This is a genomic window from Hathewaya proteolytica DSM 3090, assembly GCF_900142225.1.
Classification (GTDB): Bacteria; Bacillota; Clostridia; order Clostridiales; family Clostridiaceae; genus Hathewaya; species Hathewaya proteolytica.
In genome coordinates this window covers 1-19,116 of the sequence record NZ_FRAD01000018.1, presented here as the reverse complement: position 1 = coordinate 19,116, position 19,116 = coordinate 1, and the positions used below count along the sequence as shown (strand labels likewise).

The window sequence follows — 19,116 nt, the reverse complement described above, 5'->3', positions numbered from 1 at the left end:
CCACTTAATTTAATATTTTCAACATAAAAAAATGCAGCCAAAAAAAGCTGCATTTTAGATGTACCAAAGTATATTTAAACAATGATGCTTATTTAGATTCTAATTGTTTTTTTGCAACTTCAACTAATTCTGCAAAAGCTTTTGCATCGTTAATCGCTATTTCTGAAAGCATTTTTCTATTGATATCTACTCCAGCTAATCTTAAACCGTTCATAAATCTTGAATAAGACATTCCGTTCATTCTTGTAGCTGCATTTATTCTAGCAATCCAAAGTTTTCTAAAATCTCTCTTCTTTAACTTTCTTCCTGTAAATGCATTGCTAAGTGCTCTTATAACAGTAGCGTTAGCTGTTCTGAATAACTTGCTTCTTGAGCCATAATAACCCTTTGCAAGCTTTAATACTTTTTTATGTTTTTTACGAGCGTTTAAAGCTCCTTTTACTCTTGCCATCTTACTACCTCCCTAAGTTCCATTCTTAAATTATAAATATGGTAATAACTTCTTCATTACTTTTTCTTGACAGTCTGAAACTAAAGTTGCTTTTCTTAAGTTTCTTTTTGTCTTCTGGGACTTAGAAGTTAATAAATGTCCTTTATAAGCTTTAGCTCTCTTTAACTTTCCAGTTCCTGTTTTTTTGAATCTTTTAGCTGCACCTCTACAAGTTTTCATTTTTGGCATAATTAATTCCTCCTTACATGGTTTATTTCTTAGGAGCTATAATTAAAATCATATTTCTACCTTCTAATTTAGCTGCTTTTTCAACCACACAAACATCGTTAACTTTTGAAAGAAAGTTTTCAAGAATTTTTGCACCGATATGAGTGTAGTCAGCTTCCCTGCCCCTAAATCTAACAGTTACTTTTACTTTATCTCCATCTAGTAAAAATTTTCTAGCATTGTTAGCCTTGATTAAAATGTCATGATCTTCTATAGTAGGACTAAGTCTTATTTCCTTTATATTGATGACCTTCTGCTTTTTCTTTGCTTCTTTTGTTTTTTTAGATTGCTCGTATATAAACTTTCCATAGTCCATTATTTTGCAAACTGGTGGAGTAGCTAAAGGCGATATCATAACTAAGTCCTTTTCTCTCTCCTCAGCAATCCTCAAAGCTTCTGATGATGATATTATACCTAACTGCTCACCATCGTCTGACACAACTCTTATTTCCTTTTCATTTATTTCTTCATTTAGCAATATATCCTTCTTGCTTATATTAGACACCTCCTAAGGTTTTCCTATTTCCAATCTTTTTTTTAATACAGCATATAAAGATTGGAAAATTGTTTAAAATAAAAAGAGACGACACAAGCCGTCTCTCGTATATAGTACTAGACTAATATTCAAAGATAACCTAACTAGCTATGCTGCAAGGTGAGAAACGACAATTTCTACTTGAATTATTTAAACAACATATTTATTCTACTCCACACTTACTCTTTTGTCAATAGTTTTTTTATTTTATTTTCATCTCTGACATGGGGATTAATTGTACTGTTTGTAAATCCTACAGAACTCGCAGCCATGACAAAATGCCACTCTGTCTATAAATATATCTTTAATGGTGTTTATAAGCTCATCATCGTGGTTATTGTCGCAACCATGAATCACTATCCTCTTTGGAACATTTGTTATCAATCCACCTATGATAAGGTCGCTTTCATTTATAATTCCACTTATCTTTTTGTCCTTTAAAGGCAATTGTCCTATTATATCATCTCTTATATCTTCACCCTTTTTATTTAGTAAATAGTAATTTTTATCCTTTGTAACTATTATATTTAACTCACTAATCTTGCATTCTTGCATGGTGACAAAATACCGCAATAGTTTTATAAACTCTTTATACTCTTTTTCAACAATAAAATCCTCAACTAATTCATCGGTAATATCTTTGAATTCATTGTACACTTCATTCTTTCTAAAAGTAATAAATCCATTTATATTAAACTCTCTGTTGTCATTTAGACAATTCAAAATCTGTGTTATTATTTGGTTTTTTCTATTTATATAATTTATGCCCTTAGGCTCTATTATTATTTTATCACAATTTAAGGTTTCGTCAGCTCTTCCTATAAGATAATTTATTTCTTTTTTGTTTAGGAAAAAGTATTTTTCCATTAAAAATTGTTTAAGAATACTTTCTGTATATAACTTGCTCATAATATAATATATTTCCATAGACAAATACAAATTTATACTTCTTCTAATGCTGTTGTTTTCCTCTTCATTGTCTGTTACAGAATATATTTTTACTATGTGGCTCCCATCCTCTACCTTTTCCTCTATTCCTACGTTTATCTTTTTTACCTGTAGCATACTTTTTACGTCTTTGATAATATCAATAAATTCATCCATACTATGATCATATATAATTGTGTCTAGTAACATTCTACTCACTCCTTTAATCATATTATGTGTGATTTTAATTTCCGTATTCAAAATTCATTTGCTAAAAATCGACAATATGGAAATGTTTAAAATCCTCTATAAATGCAGTACAATTAAAGTAGCGAATATTATATATGTATTTTAAAATTATTAAATTCAGGAGGTTCCATAAATGGCAAAGTACACTTTTGTAGATTCTAGAATTTCCAATGAGGAATATTCCGCCCTATCATATTATTGTCCCAATATTATTAAAGTGCCAAGTAGCAGCCTTCTATATCCATCAGTATGTGGGCACCCTGATATGCTACTTCACATCTTAGATGCTAATAGACTAATGGTTCACAAAGATATGGATGAGGCCTTCGTAGATACCCTTTTAAACTACGGCTTTGAAGTAATTCATTCCGCTGAAAGCTTAAGTTATAAATACCCGGGGGATATTATACTCAATGCCGCCTCTTCCAAAAGTATGTTCATTCACAATTTAAAGTACACGGATGAAAAGCTTATGGATATAATGAAAAAAAGACAAGATTACAATAAGAACTTTACCATGATAGACGTACCCCAAGGTTACACAAAGTGTTCTCTAGCAGTGTTAGGTTATAATTGTTTTATAACTAGCGACAAGCCAATTTACAACAAACTACATAGTATGGGCTATAATATTCTTTATGTACCACCAGGCAACATACTTCTCCCTGGACTTGATTATGGCTTTATAGGAGGTTGTTGTGGAATCATTGATGACAATACAGTAGCCTTTTATGGAAATCTTAATTTCTATAAGTACGGAAAAGAGGTCATAAGTTTCTTAAAGAAATGTGGTATTGATATACTTTATCTATCAAAAAGCAACCTAGTAGATAGAGGAAGTATTTTAAGTTGTGATTTTAATGGAGGCACCACCCGGATTTGAACCGGGGGAATAAAGGTTTTGCAGACCTCTGCCTTACCGCTTGGCTATGGTGCCCAGTTTCTCAAAATTAATAGCTGCTACACAATATATTTTATTCTGTAACAGCTATTTTGATACACAATTATTTGATTTCGTTTAAAAGATTTTTAAGGTCCTCAGGTGCGAACTGATATTCCGTGCCACAGAATTCACACCTAATATTTTCACTTTTATCGTCTATTATTATGTTCTCCAGTTCACTTTTACCAATGCTGATAAGGGCTTTTTCCACTTTGTCTCTACTACAATCGCATCTATACTCTGGTGTAGATGTCTCCAATACCTGAAGTTCCATGCCATCAAATATGAATCTTAAAATATCAACCATTGACTTTCCTTGGCTTATCATTTCAGTCACTGCAGGTGTTTCCTCTAGTCTATAAGTTATAACATCTGACAAAAGTTCATCGGAGTTAGGAAGCATTTGAATTATAAATCCACCTGCAGCCTTTATGCTTAAATCTGTGTCTACTAGCACACCCAATGCAACAGCTGATGGTGTTTGTTCTGATACAGTGTAATAGTAAGCAATATCCTCAGCAATTTCACCTGTATATATTGGAACTCTTCCTATGTATGGTTCCCTTAGCCCCATATCCCTCATAACTACAAGCTCTCCATCTTTTCCAATGATTCCAGCAACATCAAGCTTATTTTTATCATTTAGCGGAAGGTCTACTTTAGGATTTCCCATGTAACCTTTTACATGGCCATCACTATAGGCAGTTACAAGCACACCACCTGCTGGTCCCTTTCCATCTATCTTAAGTGAAAGTTTGTCCTTATCACTTTTAAGCATGGATCCCATAATGACTCCAGCTGTAAGCATTCTTCCCATGGCTGCCGATGCCGTAGCAGATGTGTTGTGAATCTTAACCGCTTTATTTACTAACTCTGTGGTCACCGCTCCTAGTATTCTTACTTGTCCATTGCAAGCGGTAGCTCTAATCAATTCATCTTTCATTACAATTACTCTCCTTTTGTACAATATATAAAATGCGCTCTGAATTTATATTTGCCTTGTTGTTACTGTAACCATCTAGCACTTGAAGGATTCTAAATCCTGTATCCTCCAAATACTTTGTCACCGCCTCCGAAGTATAGGCTCTTTCCTGGTGGCTTTCATCAAACCTTCTATACAGTTCCCCTTCCCTTACAAAAAAAGTTAGATCCATATAGATTATATCATCCTCACAGTTGTTCTCCCACATATAAACTACATTGTCATCATCGTAATTAAATATATTATTGCCCATGATGTTCATAAGTTTATAGTAAGAATTCATATCGAAAACGAACAAACCCTTTTCATTCAAGTGATTATATACACTTTTAAAATATTGTTTTAATTCATTGTCTTTTAGAATGTAATTGGTGGAGTCTAAAATACATGTTGCCACATCGAACCTTCCATGGAGGTTTAGATTTATTATATCCTGGCATACAAAGTTAATGTGTTTCCCTCTTAATTTCTCCTCTGCCATTGTCAGCATATAATCAGATAGATCCACAGCAGTGGTAGATTTAAACCCTTTGTAAAGATATTCTGTAATATTTCCAGTTCCACAAGCAAGATCCACATAGCTATCCCTTGCTATGTTGTACTCATGGCATTTTTTTAGAATGAAGTTGCTCCACTCTTCATAGTTTATATCCTCGCATAGCAATTTATCGTATATAACTGATAATTCCTTATAAGTGCCCATAACCCTCTCCCTCTTTCCATGAAAATATTATATTTCACTTTAAGATTTCTGTCTACACAATGTCCTCATTTTTAGGTAAATTCATAATACGCTTCTTTTTCGTCATTATACCTCCTATACGTCCCGTTTCCTCCGCCGTAAGCCCAGACCATCCCAACTTATCAACCTTTTCCTTAAGCCCAAGCTCCTCAGCAATTTCATATTTTAAAGCTTCCCTCATTTTCTCCATAGGTGTAAGCTCTCTGTTTAATTTTATCTTCATTTTTATCTTTTTCTTTAAGCTACTACTTTTCGACATAAAATAACCTCTCCATATTATACTAAATTAAAACTTCAAAACTTAGTATTTACTACGAAAAGGTTTTTTATTCTAATTATTAAACTTTTCCTTCACCTTGTGTAGCTCAATAATCATAGGTGTTAACTTTTCATTTGCCTGTTGAAAAAGCGCTATGGCATTGTCTAAATCGATCTCCGGCACAAATTCACCCTTGCCGTCTCCATGACTGTATATCATAACGACTTCATCTTCTTTATTGATTATAAATTTTAAGCCCTTGAAAGTGGAATTCAAAGCATTAATCTCTTTTAACACAGAATGTCGAAGAATCGCACCCTGGACCCCAACAAAAGGAGAGACAATCTCAAAACTTCCATCCCCATGAAGGCAAACCGTATACTCAAATTCACCCATCAACCCTTTATAAAATGATTTATAATATGAACTTCCATGGGATTCATCCTCCATGCAGCTAAAAGCAGGTCTCAACTGCAATTTTTCAAGAAAGTTTTCAAATTTTTCTACGTTAGCGTTCATCATCTCTATACCAACCTCACTTTTGCATTTATTCTGTAATTATCAGCAATAGCTTCGTTTATAATACCATATTTCCGTACTTTATTCAATGAAAAGCTAATATAAAAAAGAGTGTTTTCTAACAAACACTCTTTTAGTAGCAATAACTATTTTAAAGCTTCCTTACCAGAAATATAGACTCCCTGAAAATCTTCAAATCCAAAGCTTGGTCTTGCATAGTTCTTAACATAATCCCATGTAAAGGCTGTATCATCATTAAAAACAAGAGCTGCAATAGCCGGATCCTCTACGCAAAGTATTCTCTCTGCCTTTGCATAGTATTCTGCAGCTTTATTGGCATCAATTTGTTCATGGGATTTTTTCATATACTCATCATAATCCTTATTAGAGTACTTTGCATCAGTTGCATAATATCCACCTGTAACAAAGGTATCAAGGAAGTTAGATGGGTCATTCCAATCAGCAAACCATCCACCTATACCAATCTCATAATCACCTTTGCCCACTTTGTCAAAGTAAATAGTGCTGTCCATTAAATCAGCTTTTATAACGATACCTAAATTGTTTTTTAGTTCCTCTATGAAAAAGTCAGCAGTGTCCTTGTCTTTTTGCTGTGTTCCACCTATAGCAATCCTTAACTGAATTTGCGATGGATCATCTGACTTTCCAAGTTCTTGTAAACCTTTTTTTAACAATTCCTTTGAATTCATCTTTGAAATTTCAGATTTAAGATCTCCTGGTGTATACTTATTTCCTGCGCAAGCTATAACAGGGGGAACAAGCCCATATGCTGGTCTTCCCAAATTATTTACTATTGAATCAACGTAATTCTCACGGCTAAAACCACTAGCTATAGCCTTTCTTATATTAGTATTTGCCAGATATTCATTTTTGCAGTTAAACATCAAGAAATCCGTGTTTTTGCCTGGCTCATTTGCACTAATTACGTGCTCTATATCTTTCACTCTTTCTATGACATCGGACTCACCAAAAGCAGTCCTATCTATCTGCATTGCTTCTAAAGCAGATAACTTAGAGTTCTCATCTTCTATTTTGTTAAATGTTATTTTATTTATATACCTAGTATCCTTGTTCCAATAAGTTTGGCTCTTTTCAAAAACCATCTTACTCTTTTCCTCATACAATGTACACTTATACGCACCATTGCCCATGATAGAGTCCACAGTTTTGCCCATTTCAATTCCGTACTTTTCAACATAATCTTTTCTAACAGGTTTTAAATTTGGATGAAAGCAGTATTCCAAGAAGTATAAACACGGCTTCTCCAATGTTACAACAAACTTATTTCCATCTGCTTTTACTCCAAGCTCCTCTGGACTTTTTTCACCTTTTTGTATAGCTGTGGCGTTTTTAACCACATCATTTAATAGCTTTCCATTTTTAACACAGTGGCTTTTAGGGTCAACTAACCTTCTCCAACTGTACACGAAATCCTCAGCTGTGACTGGTTTTCCATCGGCCCATTTAGCATTATCTCTCACGTAGAAAGTATAAGTGAGTCCATCATTGCTTACTTCCCACTTTTCTGCCACACCTGGAACTACCTTTTCAAAGCCTTCACTGGTTTTGAAGTTTCTAACTATTCCCTCATAAATGTATCCTTCAGGCACCCACTCATTATCCCTTGTGGTTACGCCTGGATTGACTTGCACACCAGGAACTGAAGCAAAAGTTAGTTCTTGCACCTTATCCTTGTGATTTTCATCTTCTATCTTATTGTTAGTTTCAATTGTTGTAGCACTTTCCTTTTTACTACCACAAGCTGACATTAATGTTGACGACATAACAGTGAGTGATAGCATAGTCAATAATAGTTTTTTACTCTTCATGAGAATCCCCCTATATTTTTTTTACATTGGGACACATTTCCTAGGTCCTTATTAATAATACTAAATAGTAAAATACAGTTCAATATTACTGTATTTACATTTAGTAAATTATATATTAACTTTGTATAAATCTATTATTGATTTAACAGGAATTTAACATTATATTCATTAGACGTTAAAAAAAAGAAAGATGCTTTCACATCTTTCTTTTAAGATTTATTATTTCATATCTTCTTTACCAGAGATATAGATTCCTTCGAAATCTTCGAAACCTAAGTTTGGTCTGTTTTCATATCCTTTTACGAAGTCCCATGAGAATGTGTTGCTTGCACCAAATTCAAATGAAGCTATTGCTGGGTCATCGATACAGATAATTTTTTCAGCCTGTGCATAGAATTCAGCAGCTTTCTTTGCATCAGTTTCGTTGTGAGCTTTTTCTATTAAAGCATCGTAATCTTTGTTTGAATATCCAGCTTCAGCAGCATAGTATCCACCAGTTATAAATGTATCAAGGAAGTTTGAAGGGTCATTCCAGTCTGCAAACCATCCACCATAAGCGATTTCATAATCACCTTTTCCAACTTTGTCATACATTATTGTGTAGTCTACAAGGTCAGCTTTTATAACAATACCAAGATTTTTCTTGAACTCATCGATGAAGTATTCAACTGTATCTTTTTCATTCTGAGTTGTTCCTCTTGTTACTATTCTTAACTGAATCTGAGATGGATCTTCAGATTTTCCAAGTTCTTTTAAGCCTTCTTTTAAAAGTGCTTTAGCATCTAATTTAGAAATCTCTGATTTAAAATCACCAGGGTTGTATTTGTTACCACCACATGAAATTGTAGGAGGTACCATGTTGTAAGCTGGCTGGCCTAAACCATTTGCTATAGTATCAATATATCCTTCTCTACTAAATCCATTTGCTATTGCTTTTCTAATATTCTTGTTTGCAAGGAATTCGTTTTTGCAGTTGAACATGAAGAATGTAACGTCTGTTCCCTGCTTAGATATATTCTGTACGTGCTCCATAGATTTTAAGTTAGAAACTAGGTCTGAATCTGATAAACCTACTCTGTCTATCTGTTTTTCTGTGAATGCTGAGTACTTAGGATTTTCTTCTCTCATATCAAGGAAGGTAATCTTCTGAATATCTCTTGTATCCTTATTCCAATATGTGTCACTCTTCTCAAATACCATTTTATTTTTTACCTGATAGAAAGTACATTTGTAAGCTCCGTTACCCATAATTGATTCAACAGTCTTACCCATTTCTTTACCGTATTTTTCAACGTAGTCTTTTCTAACTGGTTTTAAGTTTGGATGGAAGCAGTACTCTAAGAAGTACAAGCAAGGTTTTTCAAGTGTTACGATGAATTTGTTTCCATCAGCTTTAACACCTAATTCTTCTTTTGCTTTAGTTCCCTCTTGGATTTCTTTTGCATTCTTAACTATACCATTTAAAAGTGAACCATTTTTTGCACAATCACTCTTAGGATCTACAAGTCTCTGCCAGCTATAAACAAAGTCTTCTGCAGTTACAGCCTGTCCATCTGCCCATTTAGCATTATCTCTTAATGTAAATGTGTAAGTAAGACCATCAGAACTCTTTTCCCATGATTTAGCTACACCTTCTTTTGGAGCATCTACGCCGTCTTTGTTTTTAGCGTTTCTTACAAGACCTTCGTAAATGTATCCTTCTGGACCCCACTCAGTGTTTGTTCTTGTAACACCTGGGTTAACCTGTGCACCTGGAGCTGAAGCAAAAGTAAGTTCCTGCACTTTGTCTTTTTTCGCATTGTCCTTGGCAGTTGTATCTACTTCTGGTTTCTTTTCCTCTGTTTTCTTGTCTCCACAACCTACTAGCAATGTTGATGATACCATAGTTAATGCTAATACAGTAGACAATAATTTCTTGCTTTTCATAAATGAATTCCCCCTTGAATTTTTAGATAGAATTTATCATTTTGTCTTATGAACTTAAAAATATAATACTCTTAATTTTGTAAAACATCAATACAAAAAGCGAATTTAATTATGAACAAATTGTTAATTTTGTTTATTTTATATGATGTAAGACTAAAATAAATATTTTTTTATATCATTACGAACCCTTATTTTTCAGTCTTTCTCTTAAGTTTTTCTCTGTTTTTAGCTCACTATTTGTTAATTTTATTAACGTAAATTCATGTATTTTTTTTTAATCGGCGTAACCTTTTATTCACTTTTTTACTTAAAAAATATGAGATAAATATTACAAAAAAAGACGTCGTATGACGTCTTTTTTTGTAATACTATTTTAAATCTTCTTTTCCAGAAATGTAAATATGTTCAAAGTCTTCAAAGCCTAAGTTAGGTCTTGTATCGTAACCCTTTACATAATCCCATGAGAATGTATTTGTAGAAGCAAACTCAAATGAAGCTATTGCTGGATCATCTATACATAAAACTTTTTCTGCTTTTGCATAAAATTCTGCAGCTTTTTTTGCATCAGTTTGTTTGTGTCCCTCTGCCATATATTCATCAAATTGCTTGTTGAAATAACCAGTTTCACTTGAATGATATCCGTTAGTTACAAATGTATCTAAGAAGTTTGATGGATCATTCCAGTCAGCAAACCATCCGCCATAAGCGATTTCATAGTCACCTTTGCCTAATTTGTCGTACATAATTGTGTAGTCAACTAAATCAGCCTTTATTGTGATTCCAAGATTTTTCTTGAATTCTTCAATAAAGTACTCAGCTATATCCTTTTCAAACTGATTTGTACCTCTAGTAACGATTCTAAGCTGAACCTGAGATGGGTCTTCTGATTTTCCAAGTTCTTTTAGACCTTGTTTTAATAATGCTTTAGCATCCATTTTATTTATTTCAGATTTGAAATCGCCAGGATTATATTTTTCTCCACCACATGATATAGTAGGAGGAACCATATTATAAGCTGGATTTCCTACACCTGAATTGATTGTCTCAATATATTCTTCTCTGCTGAAGCCCGCAGTAATAGCCTTTCTAATATTAGCATTAGCTAAATACTCGTTTTTGCAGTTAAACATAAGGAATGTAACATCCGTACCTGCTTTAGATATGTTCTGCACGTGTTCCATGTTTTTAAGCTCACTTACTAAATCTGGTTCAGTGAAGCCAGCTCTGTCGATCTGTTTTTCAGTAAATGCAGTAAATCTTGCATTATCTTCACGCATGTCAAGGAATGTTATTTTCTGTATATCTCTAGTATCCTTGCTCCAGTAATTTTCATTCTTTTCAAATACCATTTTATTCTTTAACTCGTAGAAAGTACACTTGTAAGCGCCGTTACCCATGATAGATTCAACAGTTTTACCCATTTCTTTACCATATTTAGTAACGTAGTCTTCTCTTACTGGTTTTAAGTTTGGATGGAAACAGTATTGAAGGAAATATAGACATGGAGCTTCAAGCGTAACGATAAATTTGTTGCCGTCAACTTTTACGCCCAGTTCTTCAGGTTTCATTTCGCCCTTCTGTATTGCTGTTGCATTTTTAACTATTCCATTTAAAAGTCCACCGTTTTTAGCACAATCGCCCTTTGGATCCACTAGTCGTCTCCAGCTATATAAGAAATCATTTGCTGTAACTGGCTTTCCATCAGCCCATTTTGCGTTATCTCTGATATGGAATGTGTATGTTAATCCATCTTCACTAACATCCCATTTCTCAGCTACACCTGGCTTTGGAGCGTCAACGCCCTGTTCATTTTTTGAATTTCGAACAAGTCCTTCGTAAATGTATCCCTCTGGAGCCCATTCTGTGTTAGTTCTAGTTACACCAGGATTTACCTGTGAACCTGGCGCTGAAGCAAATGTAAGCTCCTGAACCTTGTCTTTTTTGTTTTCTGAGTTTCCTCCATTATCGTTGTTAGCTGCGCCGCTATTGTCTTTGTTTCCGCAACCAACTAATAATGTAGAAGAAACCATTGTTAAAGCTAATACTGTTGATAAAAGTCTTCTGCTTTTCATAAATGAATTCCCCTTTCAAATATTAATAAAAATAAATATAAATTTAAAATATGTGCGCTACCGAAATAGCGCACTATACACCTTGTTTAAATACTACTCTAATTTGTTGAATAAATCAACGAAATTGCAGTATTATTAACTTTATTTTAAAAATTAACTATAAAACTTTACACAATGTGACAAGCCACAAAATGGTTTTTTTCTATTTCTCTAAGTTGTGGTGTTTCCTGTGTACATATAGGTTTTGCGTATTTACATCTTCCAGCAAATCTACAACCTGGTGCTGGATTAATTGGACTTGGTACTTCACCTTCAAGTGCTATTCTCTTCTTAGTATGCTCTACATTTGGATCTGGAATTGGAATAGATGTCATTAAAGCCTGAGTGTATGGGTGAAGTGGATTAGCATAAAGCTCCTCACTTGTTGCCATTTCTACCATATGACCAACGTACATTACTCCTACTCTGTCAGATATATGCTTAACCATAGACAAATCGTGGGCGATAAACAAGTAAGTTAAGCCCAATTCTCTCTGTAATTTTATAAGCAAGTTTACTACCTGAGCCTGGATTGAAACGTCAAGAGCTGATATAGGTTCATCACACACTATAAATTCAGGTTCAATAGCAAGAGCTCTGGCAATACCTATTCTCTGCCTTTGTCCACCTGAGAATTCGTGTGGGAATCTAGAAGCATGCTCCTTATTTAATCCTACTAGGCTTAAAAGCTCATATATTCTATTTGTTCTATCCTGTCCACTCATTATTCCGTGGATGTCTATTCCTTCTGCTATAATTTCACCAACTGTCATTCTTGGGTTAAGAGAAGCATATGGGTCCTGGAATATAATTTGAGCCTTACGAGTAAATTTAACCTTATCACGTGTGTTTAAACTATGAACGTCTACACCATCATATAGAACCTCACCGCCTGTAGCTTTATACATGCCCATAACAGTTCTTCCACATGTAGTTTTTCCACAGCCTGACTCTCCAACAAGACCTAAAGTCTCTCCTCTTTTAATACTAAAGCTTACGTCATCAACAGCTTTAAGGATGGCATTTTTTCCAACTTTAAAATATTTTTTAAGATTTTTTACTTCTATTAAAACCTTCTCTTCAGCCATTATTCCATACCTCCTACACTTAGTGCTTCTGGCATCTCAATTTTTGGAGCCATAGGGTGTTTCAACCAGCAGCTTACTGAATGTGTATCAGAGATAGCTGTAACGTCTGGCATAGCATCCTTACATATTTGCATACAATACTCACATCTTGCTGCAAATGGACATCCTACTGGTGGCTGAACAAGATCTGGTGGAGTACCACCAAGAGAATATAGTTTTCCTTTATTCTCTGTTCCTAGTCTTGGTACTGATTGAAGTAGTGCCCAAGTGTATGGGTGTTGAGGATTGTAGAATATTTCATCTGTAGTTCCTCTTTCTATAATCTGTCCTGCATACATAACCTGAACCTTGTGGGCAACGCTGGCAACAACACCAAGGTCATGTGTAACAAGGATAACTGCTGTTCCAAGTTTCTTCTGAAGATCCCCAATAAGATCCATTATCTGTGCTTGAATAGTAACGTCAAGAGCAGTTGTTGGCTCGTCAGCAATTAGTATTTTAGGGTTACATGCAAGAGCTATAGCGATCATGGCTCTTTGTCTCATACCACCTGAGAATTCATGAGGGTACTGATTTGCTCTAGCCTTTGGATTTGGTAATTTAACAAGCTCTAAAAGTTTTACAGCTTCTTCTTCCGCTTCACTTGCTGACATACCTCTGTGAACTCTTAAGCTTTCAGCAATCTGTTTTCCAATTTTCATTGTTGGATTAAGTGAAGTCATTGGGTCCTGGAATATCATTGATATTTCAGATCCTCTATATTTTCTCATATCATTTTCAGATAATTTCAAAACATCTACATCCCCAAAGAATACTTCAGAACCTTCTTTTATCTCTGCAGGAGGTGTACTTAATATTCTCATTATAGCCTTAGAAGTAACTGACTTACCACAGCCTGATTCTCCAACTACAGCCAATGTTTCTCCTTTTTTAAGGTCAAAGGATACTCCCCTTACCGCTTTAACTTCTCCAGCGTAAGTGTGGAAGGAAACCTCTAAATTTCTAACATCTAAAACCTTTTCCATTTCTTATTCCTCCCTTATTATTGACGTAACTTTGGATCAAGAGCATCGTTCAATCCATCACCAAAAAGCTGGAAACAGAAAGCAACTAAACTGATGAACAAACATGGGAAGAACAATTGTAAAGGCTGTGTTCTGTACTTTGACTGTGCAGCCGATGCCAATGAACCCCAGCTTGTCTGTGGTGCTGGAACACCAAGCCCAAGGTAACTTAAAAATGATTCTGAGAAAATAAATCCTGGAACTGAGAACGTAACATCAACAAGTACTAATCCAAATGTGTTTGGAAGAAGGTGTTTTAAAACTATTCTTCCTGTGCTAGCTCCTAAAGATTGTGCTGCAAGAACAAATTCCTGTTCTTTAAGCTGCATTACTTTTCCTCTTACCATTCTGGCTGTGCCCATCCATGAAGTAATGGACATAGCTAATACAAGTGAAAATACGCTTTGTCCAAGAACCATGGACATCAATATAACTACAATCAAGTAAGGTATACTACTCAATATTTCAATAATTCTCATCATAATATCGTCTACAATACCGCCAACATATCCTGCTACACCACCATATGCGCATCCAACAACAACCATTAGGAATGTACATATTGCTGCCATAGCAACGGAAATTCTTCCTCCTGTTGCTATTCTTGAGAACATATCTCTTCCCATGTTATCTGTACCAAACCAGAACTCAGCAGTAGGAGCTAAGTTTTTAAACTGTGATCCACGATTCTGCTCATCGTATGGTTTTGTAAAGAAAGGAGCAAATATAACAAAAAGAATAATAAGCAATAACACAATACCAGCTATAAGAGCCATTTTGTTTTTCTTCAGTCTTCTCCATACGTCCTGCATGAAAGTCATACTAGGTCTTAATATGGCTTCAGATTCTTCACTATTTATACCTACTATTTCAAATTTATCTGGAGTTAACTCCAAATTTTTATTTTCAGTTGTCTCTGACATTATTTTCCCTCCTCAATTATGATAGTTTTACCCTAGGGTCAACAACACTGTATAGTATGTCAACAACTACTAAGGAAATAACAAACGCCATACTTGTAACTATGGTCATACCCATTATCATAGGATAATCGTTGGAGTTAATAGAATTTGTAAGTTCATCTCCAAGTCCTGGAATAGAGAATATTCTCTCTGTAACTAGTCCACCTACGAAAATACCAAGAACAGCTGGTGGAACCATAGTTATAATTGGTATTAAAGAGTTTCTCAAAACGTGTTTAAATGTCAGTGCCATCTTTGTAACACCTTTTGCTTTTGCAGTTACGATGTAATCTTCACCTATAACTGACAGAGTACTGTTTCTTGTGTATTTACAGTAAGTTGCTATACCACCAAATGATAGTGCTAACGCTGGCATGAAGTAACCACCAAAGGTACCCCATGAGAATACTTTAAACCACTTTAATATTACACAGAAGAAATATTGTACTAGAGATGCAAAAACGAAGAATGGAAGACAAATACCAATAAGAATCATTACACTCAGTAATTTATCGATCCATGTGTCCCTCTTAAATGCAGCGAGTATTCCTAGTGGTATACCTACCATAAGCTGTATTACAAGAGCAATAGAACCATAGGAAGCTGAAACTGGTGCATACTTACCTATAGTTTTGATAACGTTCTTTCCTGAGTCAACCATAGAATAGCCAAAATCAAAATGGAAGAAAAGATTTTTTAAATATTTTCCATATTGAACTATAAGAGGCTTATCCAAACCATAGTACTTTTTAAAGTTCTCGAGAGCCTGTCCTTTTAATTGCTTAGAACCTGCTGCCATTGGGTCACCTGGTTTTAAACGTATCATAAAGAATACGATGGTTATTATGGCCCAAATTGTAAAAATGGCCATTACCATTCTTTTAAGGATAAATTTTAACATTAAATACTCCCCCCTAAATTAATAGATGTTTTTAATTATAATTAGTATATTTTAATATAATTCTATAATACTTTATAACCATTCCGTAAAAGTTACAAAATTATTTCAAAAGTAATATAGAAATATTAACTGTGTAATTGGTCTGTATTTTCATAATACACATTGTATTACAGTTCGACATTTTTTTCAACATTGTAATTTTTACTTCAATGACTTTATTTTACATGATTTAATTTAATTTTTTTATACAATTTTTTGTGTTTAGGATATATAATAGTATTAGCATTACAATAATAAAGGAGGTACTTTTATGCTCAATGTTGCTGTAGTAGGAGCCACAGGCATGGTAGGAAGAAAAATCATGGATATTCTAGAAGAGAGGAATTTTCCTATATCAAATCTTTATTTATATTCCTCTGCAAAATCGGCTGGCTCCCTGTTAACTTATAAAGACAAAGAAATCCTTGTGGAAGAATTAAAAGAAGATAATATAAAAAATAAATCTATAAATATAGCCTTGTTTTCGGCAGGTGGCTCTGTTTCTCTTGAATTTGCACCTGTATTTGCAAAATACGGTGCCACTGTTATAGACAATAGCAGTGCTTGGAGGATGAATCCAGAGGTTCCTTTGATAGTTCCTGAAGTAAACCCAGAGGATGTTTCCTTGAGCAAAGGAATAATAGCAAACCCTAACTGTTCTACTATTCAAGCCATGGTTGCTCTTCACCCATTAAAGCAAAAATACGGCATTAACAGAATAGTTTATTCGACTTATCAAGCGGTGTCTGGAGCTGGAATCCAAGGTTACAATGATTTAATAGATGGTTATAAGGGAGTGGAACAGAAAAAATTTCCTTATCCCATAGTGGGAAATATGCTCCCCCATATTGACGTATTTATGGACAATGGTTACACAAAAGAAGAAATGAAGATGATTGACGAAACGAGAAAAATTCTTCACGATTATGATTTAAAAATAACCGCCACCACGGTAAGAGTTCCTGTGGCTTACGGCCATAGCGAAAGCATCAACGTAGAACTAAAATCATCTTTTCATATGGAAGATATTTATGAAATATTCAAAAACGCACCGGGTTTAGTTTTGCAAGACGACACTAAAAATCTTGTGTACCCTATGCCTCTTTACGCTGCTGGTAAGGATCCAGTTTTTGTAGGCAGATTAAGGAGAGATTTTTCATTGGATAACGGCTTAAATCTTTGGGTTGTAGCCGACAATATACGCAAGGGTGCAGCTCTAAATGCTGTGCAAATTGCTGAATTAGTGCTAAAAAAAGATAAGTAGGAGGGATAACGTTGAGTATTTTTAAAGGCTCAGGTGTAGCTATAATTACACCTTTTACGGAGAATGGTGTGAACTACGAAACGCTTAAGGAACTTCTTGATTTTCATTTAAATTCATCCACAGATGCCATAATTATATGTGGTACCACTGGAGAAGCTTCAACCATGACAGAGGCTGAAAGAAAGGAAACAATAAAGTTCACTGTAGACTACATCAATAAACGAATTCCAGTAATTGCAGGAACTGGTTCAAACAACACGGCATCTGCAATTGAGATGAGTAAATACGCACAATCAGTTGGAGTAGATGGTCTTCTTGTCATAACTCCATATTACAACAAAACTACACAGCAGGGTCTTGTTAAGCACTTTAAAGCTATTGACAATGCTGTATCAGTTCCCATAATCCTCTACAATGTTCCTTCAAGGACTGGTGTGAATATTCAACCAGACACCTTAGTAAAAATCATCGGCTGCTGTTCTAATGTGGTAGCTATAAAGGAAGCCAGTGGTGATATAAGTCAAGTTGCCAAAATCAGCGCTCAATGTGGTGATTCCATAGATATCTATTCCGGCAATGACGACCAAATCATTCCAATACTAGCTCTTGGAGGTTCAGGGGTTATTTCAGTATTTGCAAACGTAGCTCCAAAGGAGACCCATGATTTGGTTATGAGCTACCTTAATGGGGATGTTAAAACTGCCCTAGACATTCAACTTAAGTATTTAAGCCTTATGAATGCTCTTTTTATAGAAACAAATCCTATACCAGTTAAGACTGCCTTAAGCCTTATGAAGTACAAAGTTGGAGACCTAAGACTTCCTCTTTGTAACATGGGGGACAATAACTTGCAGATATTGGTAAACGAATTAAAAAAATGTTCATTAATATAGGAGGTAGCCATGACGAAAATAATTCTTAGCGGTTGCTTAGGAAAAATGGGAACAATGATCTCCAATTGTATAAAAGAAAATCCACTAGCTGAAATCGTGGCCGGTATAGATATAAACAATAAAGACCAAAACAACAATTATCCATATCCCGTATTTGACAATATTCTAAAGTGCAATGTGGAGGCTGATGTTATAATTGATTTTTCTAGACCTTCCTCCCTTAACAGCCTTATTAGCTTTTGTGAATTAAAATCTATGCCTATTGTATTGTGTACTACAGGGTTTACCGATGGACAACTTTCTCAGATTGGGGAACTTAGCCATAAGGTGGCTGTATTTAAATCTGCAAATATGTCTATTGGTATAAACGTTATCAACAGTGTACTAAAATCAATTGCCTCAAAGCTATATGATGACTATGATATTGAAATAATTGAAAAGCATCACAATCAAAAGGTAGACTCTCCTAGCGGTACTGCTTTGCTTCTAGCTGACACCATAAAAGACTCATTAAATAGTCCAGTGAATTATGTGGAAGGACGCAGTGGTATTTCTAAGCGCAATCACAATGACATCGGTATCCACGCAATTAGAGGTGGAAACATCGTGGGAGACCACACCGTAATTTTTGCAGGTACAGGTGAGTGTATAGAGTTTACACACAAGGCTATTTCTAGAGAGGTGTTTGCAATTGGTGCTATAAAAGCAGCAATTTTTCTAAAGGGCAAAGGGCCTGGCCTTTACAACATGGATGATTTACTAAAATAATTAAAATTTAAGGACATACCTCAAAATAAAATGGATCCTATAGAGTAGACAATAAAAAAAAGTCTACTCCTACAGGATCTTTTTTTGTACAATGTAATAGAAAGGTTGTGAATATAATGAGCAAGAAATTATTTTCTGATGAAGAGATTGATGTCTTATCAAAGAATAAATATGTAAAATCTGTAAGTAAACGTGGAATTACTTATACAGATGAATTTAAATCATTGTTTATTGCTGAATATAACAAGGGATATTTGCCAACTCAAATTTTTATTGATGCAGGCTTTGATATAGATATATTAGGTAATGATAGAATTTGGAGTGCAAGCAAAAGATGGCGTAAATCATACAGAGAATCTGGGGAACTAGGGCTTAG

20 protein-coding genes, 1 tRNA gene and 1 other annotated feature are annotated in these 19,116 nt (G+C 34.6%); of the genes, 5 read left to right on the top strand and 16 right to left on the bottom strand.

Annotated features, from left to right (window positions below):
* Positions 1–88: 88 nt before the first annotated feature.
* From rplT to ytxC, 4 genes are all read right to left on the bottom strand, one after another.
* Positions 89–451, bottom strand: a complete 363-nt coding sequence (rplT, locus tag BUA73_RS10255) for a 50S ribosomal protein L20 (RefSeq protein WP_072904037.1) — start codon at positions 449–451, stop codon at positions 89–91.
* A gap of 30 nt (positions 452–481) precedes the next feature.
* Positions 482–679 (bottom strand): 50S ribosomal protein L35, encoded by a 198-nt coding sequence (gene rpmI, locus BUA73_RS10250; protein WP_072904036.1) that lies wholly within the window; start codon positions 677–679, stop codon positions 482–484.
* Positions 680–701: 22 nt separating this feature from the next.
* A complete protein-coding gene (gene infC / locus BUA73_RS10245) occupies positions 702–1,223 on the bottom strand; it encodes a translation initiation factor IF-3 (RefSeq protein ID WP_072904035.1) in 522 nt (173 codons plus the stop codon).
* 63 nt (positions 1,224–1,286) lie between these two features.
* Positions 1,287–1,402, bottom strand: a sequence feature (ribosomal protein L20 leader region).
* An 82-nt stretch (positions 1,403–1,484) separates the two neighbouring features.
* The gene (ytxC, locus tag BUA73_RS10240) at positions 1,485–2,390 is read right to left on the bottom strand and encodes a putative sporulation protein YtxC (RefSeq protein ID WP_072904034.1); all 906 of its coding nucleotides are present in this window, start codon (positions 2,388–2,390) and stop codon (positions 1,485–1,487) included.
* 172 nt (positions 2,391–2,562) lie between these two features.
* On the opposite strand from ytxC, the gene BUA73_RS10235 reads away from it, so the two are divergent.
* Entirely contained in the window at positions 2,563–3,312 is a 750-nt protein-coding gene (locus BUA73_RS10235; protein WP_072904033.1) for a DUF6873 family GME fold protein, read from the top strand.
* Here BUA73_RS10235 and BUA73_RS10230 read toward each other — a convergent pair.
* From BUA73_RS10230 to BUA73_RS10175, 12 genes are all read right to left on the bottom strand, one after another.
* Positions 3,291–3,366: transfer RNA gene (locus tag BUA73_RS10230), tRNA-Cys, on the bottom strand. The genes BUA73_RS10235 and BUA73_RS10230 overlap by 22 nt on opposite strands.
* Before the next feature lie 67 nt (positions 3,367–3,433).
* Positions 3,434–4,315 (bottom strand): Hsp33 family molecular chaperone HslO, encoded by an 882-nt coding sequence (gene hslO / locus BUA73_RS10225; RefSeq protein WP_072904032.1) that lies wholly within the window; start codon positions 4,313–4,315, stop codon positions 3,434–3,436.
* Positions 4,305–5,057, bottom strand: coding sequence for a class I SAM-dependent DNA methyltransferase (locus BUA73_RS10220; protein WP_072904031.1), 753 nt, complete (start codon positions 5,055–5,057; stop codon positions 4,305–4,307). Before BUA73_RS10220 ends, hslO begins: the two co-directional genes overlap by 11 nt.
* 52 nt (positions 5,058–5,109) lie before the next feature.
* Positions 5,110–5,355 carry an alpha/beta-type small acid-soluble spore protein gene (locus BUA73_RS10215; RefSeq protein WP_072904030.1) on the bottom strand — a complete coding sequence of 82 codons (246 nt, stop codon included), beginning with the start codon at positions 5,353–5,355 and terminating at the stop codon, positions 5,110–5,112.
* A gap of 72 nt (positions 5,356–5,427) precedes the next feature.
* Positions 5,428–5,877: a hypothetical protein gene (locus BUA73_RS10210; protein ID WP_072904029.1), complete on the bottom strand. Its 450-nt coding sequence runs from the start codon at positions 5,875–5,877 to the stop codon at positions 5,428–5,430.
* A gap of 143 nt (positions 5,878–6,020) precedes the next feature.
* Entirely contained in the window at positions 6,021–7,724 is a 1,704-nt protein-coding gene (locus BUA73_RS10205; protein WP_072904028.1) for a peptide ABC transporter substrate-binding protein, read from the bottom strand.
* A 219-nt stretch (positions 7,725–7,943) separates the two neighbouring features.
* Complete coding sequence (locus tag BUA73_RS10200) at positions 7,944–9,650, bottom strand: peptide ABC transporter substrate-binding protein (protein WP_072904027.1); 1,707 nt, start codon at positions 9,648–9,650, stop codon at positions 7,944–7,946.
* A gap of 368 nt (positions 9,651–10,018) precedes the next feature.
* Positions 10,019–11,722: a peptide ABC transporter substrate-binding protein gene (locus tag BUA73_RS10195; protein WP_072904026.1), complete on the bottom strand. Its 1,704-nt coding sequence runs from the start codon at positions 11,720–11,722 to the stop codon at positions 10,019–10,021.
* A gap of 167 nt (positions 11,723–11,889) precedes the next feature.
* Positions 11,890–12,849, bottom strand: coding sequence for an ABC transporter ATP-binding protein (locus BUA73_RS10190; protein WP_072904025.1), 960 nt, complete (start codon positions 12,847–12,849; stop codon positions 11,890–11,892).
* Positions 12,849–13,874, bottom strand: coding sequence for an ABC transporter ATP-binding protein (locus BUA73_RS10185; RefSeq protein ID WP_072904024.1), 1,026 nt, complete (start codon positions 13,872–13,874; stop codon positions 12,849–12,851). Before BUA73_RS10185 ends, BUA73_RS10190 begins: the two co-directional genes overlap by 1 nt.
* A 17-nt stretch (positions 13,875–13,891) precedes the next feature.
* Complete coding sequence (locus BUA73_RS10180; RefSeq protein ID WP_072904023.1) at positions 13,892–14,836, bottom strand: ABC transporter permease; 945 nt, start codon at positions 14,834–14,836, stop codon at positions 13,892–13,894.
* Between the two features lie 16 nt (positions 14,837–14,852).
* Positions 14,853–15,776 carry an ABC transporter permease gene (locus BUA73_RS10175; protein ID WP_072904022.1) on the bottom strand — a complete coding sequence of 308 codons (924 nt, stop codon included), beginning with the start codon at positions 15,774–15,776 and terminating at the stop codon, positions 14,853–14,855.
* A 310-nt stretch (positions 15,777–16,086) separates the two neighbouring features.
* Between BUA73_RS10175 and BUA73_RS10170 the strand changes: the two genes are divergently transcribed.
* The 4 genes from BUA73_RS10170 to BUA73_RS10155 form a co-directional block, all read left to right on the top strand.
* Positions 16,087–17,079, top strand: coding sequence for an aspartate-semialdehyde dehydrogenase (locus BUA73_RS10170; RefSeq protein ID WP_072904021.1), 993 nt, complete (start codon positions 16,087–16,089; stop codon positions 17,077–17,079).
* 11 nt (positions 17,080–17,090) lie between these two features.
* The gene (gene dapA, locus BUA73_RS10165) at positions 17,091–17,972 is read left to right on the top strand and encodes a 4-hydroxy-tetrahydrodipicolinate synthase (RefSeq protein WP_072904020.1); all 882 of its coding nucleotides are present in this window, start codon (positions 17,091–17,093) and stop codon (positions 17,970–17,972) included.
* 9 nt (positions 17,973–17,981) lie between these two features.
* Entirely contained in the window at positions 17,982–18,740 is a 759-nt protein-coding gene (gene dapB / locus BUA73_RS10160; RefSeq protein ID WP_072904019.1) for a 4-hydroxy-tetrahydrodipicolinate reductase, read from the top strand.
* A 116-nt stretch (positions 18,741–18,856) separates the two neighbouring features.
* Positions 18,857–19,116, top strand: a 260-nt coding sequence (locus tag BUA73_RS10155; RefSeq protein WP_341465312.1) for an HTH domain-containing protein, incomplete at its 3' end; no start/stop codon positions are given.

What these genes read in the sequence shown, in the direction of transcription:
- rplT (WP_072904037.1), bottom strand. Translation starts at nt 451, where the DNA reads ATGGCAAGAGTAAAAGGAGCTTTAAACGCTCGTAAAAAACATAAAAAA.
- rpmI (WP_072904036.1), bottom strand. Translation starts at nt 679, where the DNA reads ATGCCAAAAATGAAAACTTGTAGAGGTGCAGCTAAAAGATTCAAAAAA.
- ytxC (WP_072904034.1), bottom strand. Translation starts at nt 2,390, where the DNA reads ATGTTACTAGACACAATTATATATGATCATAGTATGGATGAATTTATT.
- BUA73_RS10235 (WP_072904033.1), top strand. Translation starts at nt 2,563, where the DNA reads ATGGCAAAGTACACTTTTGTAGATTCTAGAATTTCCAATGAGGAATAT.
- hslO (WP_072904032.1), bottom strand. Translation starts at nt 4,315, where the DNA reads ATGAAAGATGAATTGATTAGAGCTACCGCTTGCAATGGACAAGTAAGA.
- BUA73_RS10220 (WP_072904031.1), bottom strand. Translation starts at nt 5,057, where the DNA reads ATGGGCACTTATAAGGAATTATCAGTTATATACGATAAATTGCTATGC.
- BUA73_RS10215 (WP_072904030.1), bottom strand. Translation starts at nt 5,355, where the DNA reads ATGTCGAAAAGTAGTAGCTTAAAGAAAAAGATAAAAATGAAGATAAAA.
- BUA73_RS10210 (WP_072904029.1), bottom strand. Translation starts at nt 5,877, where the DNA reads ATGATGAACGCTAACGTAGAAAAATTTGAAAACTTTCTTGAAAAATTG.
- BUA73_RS10205 (WP_072904028.1), bottom strand. Translation starts at nt 7,724, where the DNA reads ATGAAGAGTAAAAAACTATTATTGACTATGCTATCACTCACTGTTATG.
- BUA73_RS10200 (WP_072904027.1), bottom strand. Translation starts at nt 9,650, where the DNA reads ATGAAAAGCAAGAAATTATTGTCTACTGTATTAGCATTAACTATGGTA.
- BUA73_RS10195 (WP_072904026.1), bottom strand. Translation starts at nt 11,722, where the DNA reads ATGAAAAGCAGAAGACTTTTATCAACAGTATTAGCTTTAACAATGGTT.
- BUA73_RS10190 (WP_072904025.1), bottom strand. Translation starts at nt 12,849, where the DNA reads ATGGCTGAAGAGAAGGTTTTAATAGAAGTAAAAAATCTTAAAAAATAT.
- BUA73_RS10185 (WP_072904024.1), bottom strand. Translation starts at nt 13,874, where the DNA reads ATGGAAAAGGTTTTAGATGTTAGAAATTTAGAGGTTTCCTTCCACACT.
- BUA73_RS10180 (WP_072904023.1), bottom strand. Translation starts at nt 14,836, where the DNA reads ATGTCAGAGACAACTGAAAATAAAAATTTGGAGTTAACTCCAGATAAA.
- BUA73_RS10175 (WP_072904022.1), bottom strand. Translation starts at nt 15,776, where the DNA reads ATGTTAAAATTTATCCTTAAAAGAATGGTAATGGCCATTTTTACAATT.
- BUA73_RS10170 (WP_072904021.1), top strand. Translation starts at nt 16,087, where the DNA reads ATGCTCAATGTTGCTGTAGTAGGAGCCACAGGCATGGTAGGAAGAAAA.
- dapB (WP_072904019.1), top strand. Translation starts at nt 17,982, where the DNA reads ATGACGAAAATAATTCTTAGCGGTTGCTTAGGAAAAATGGGAACAATG.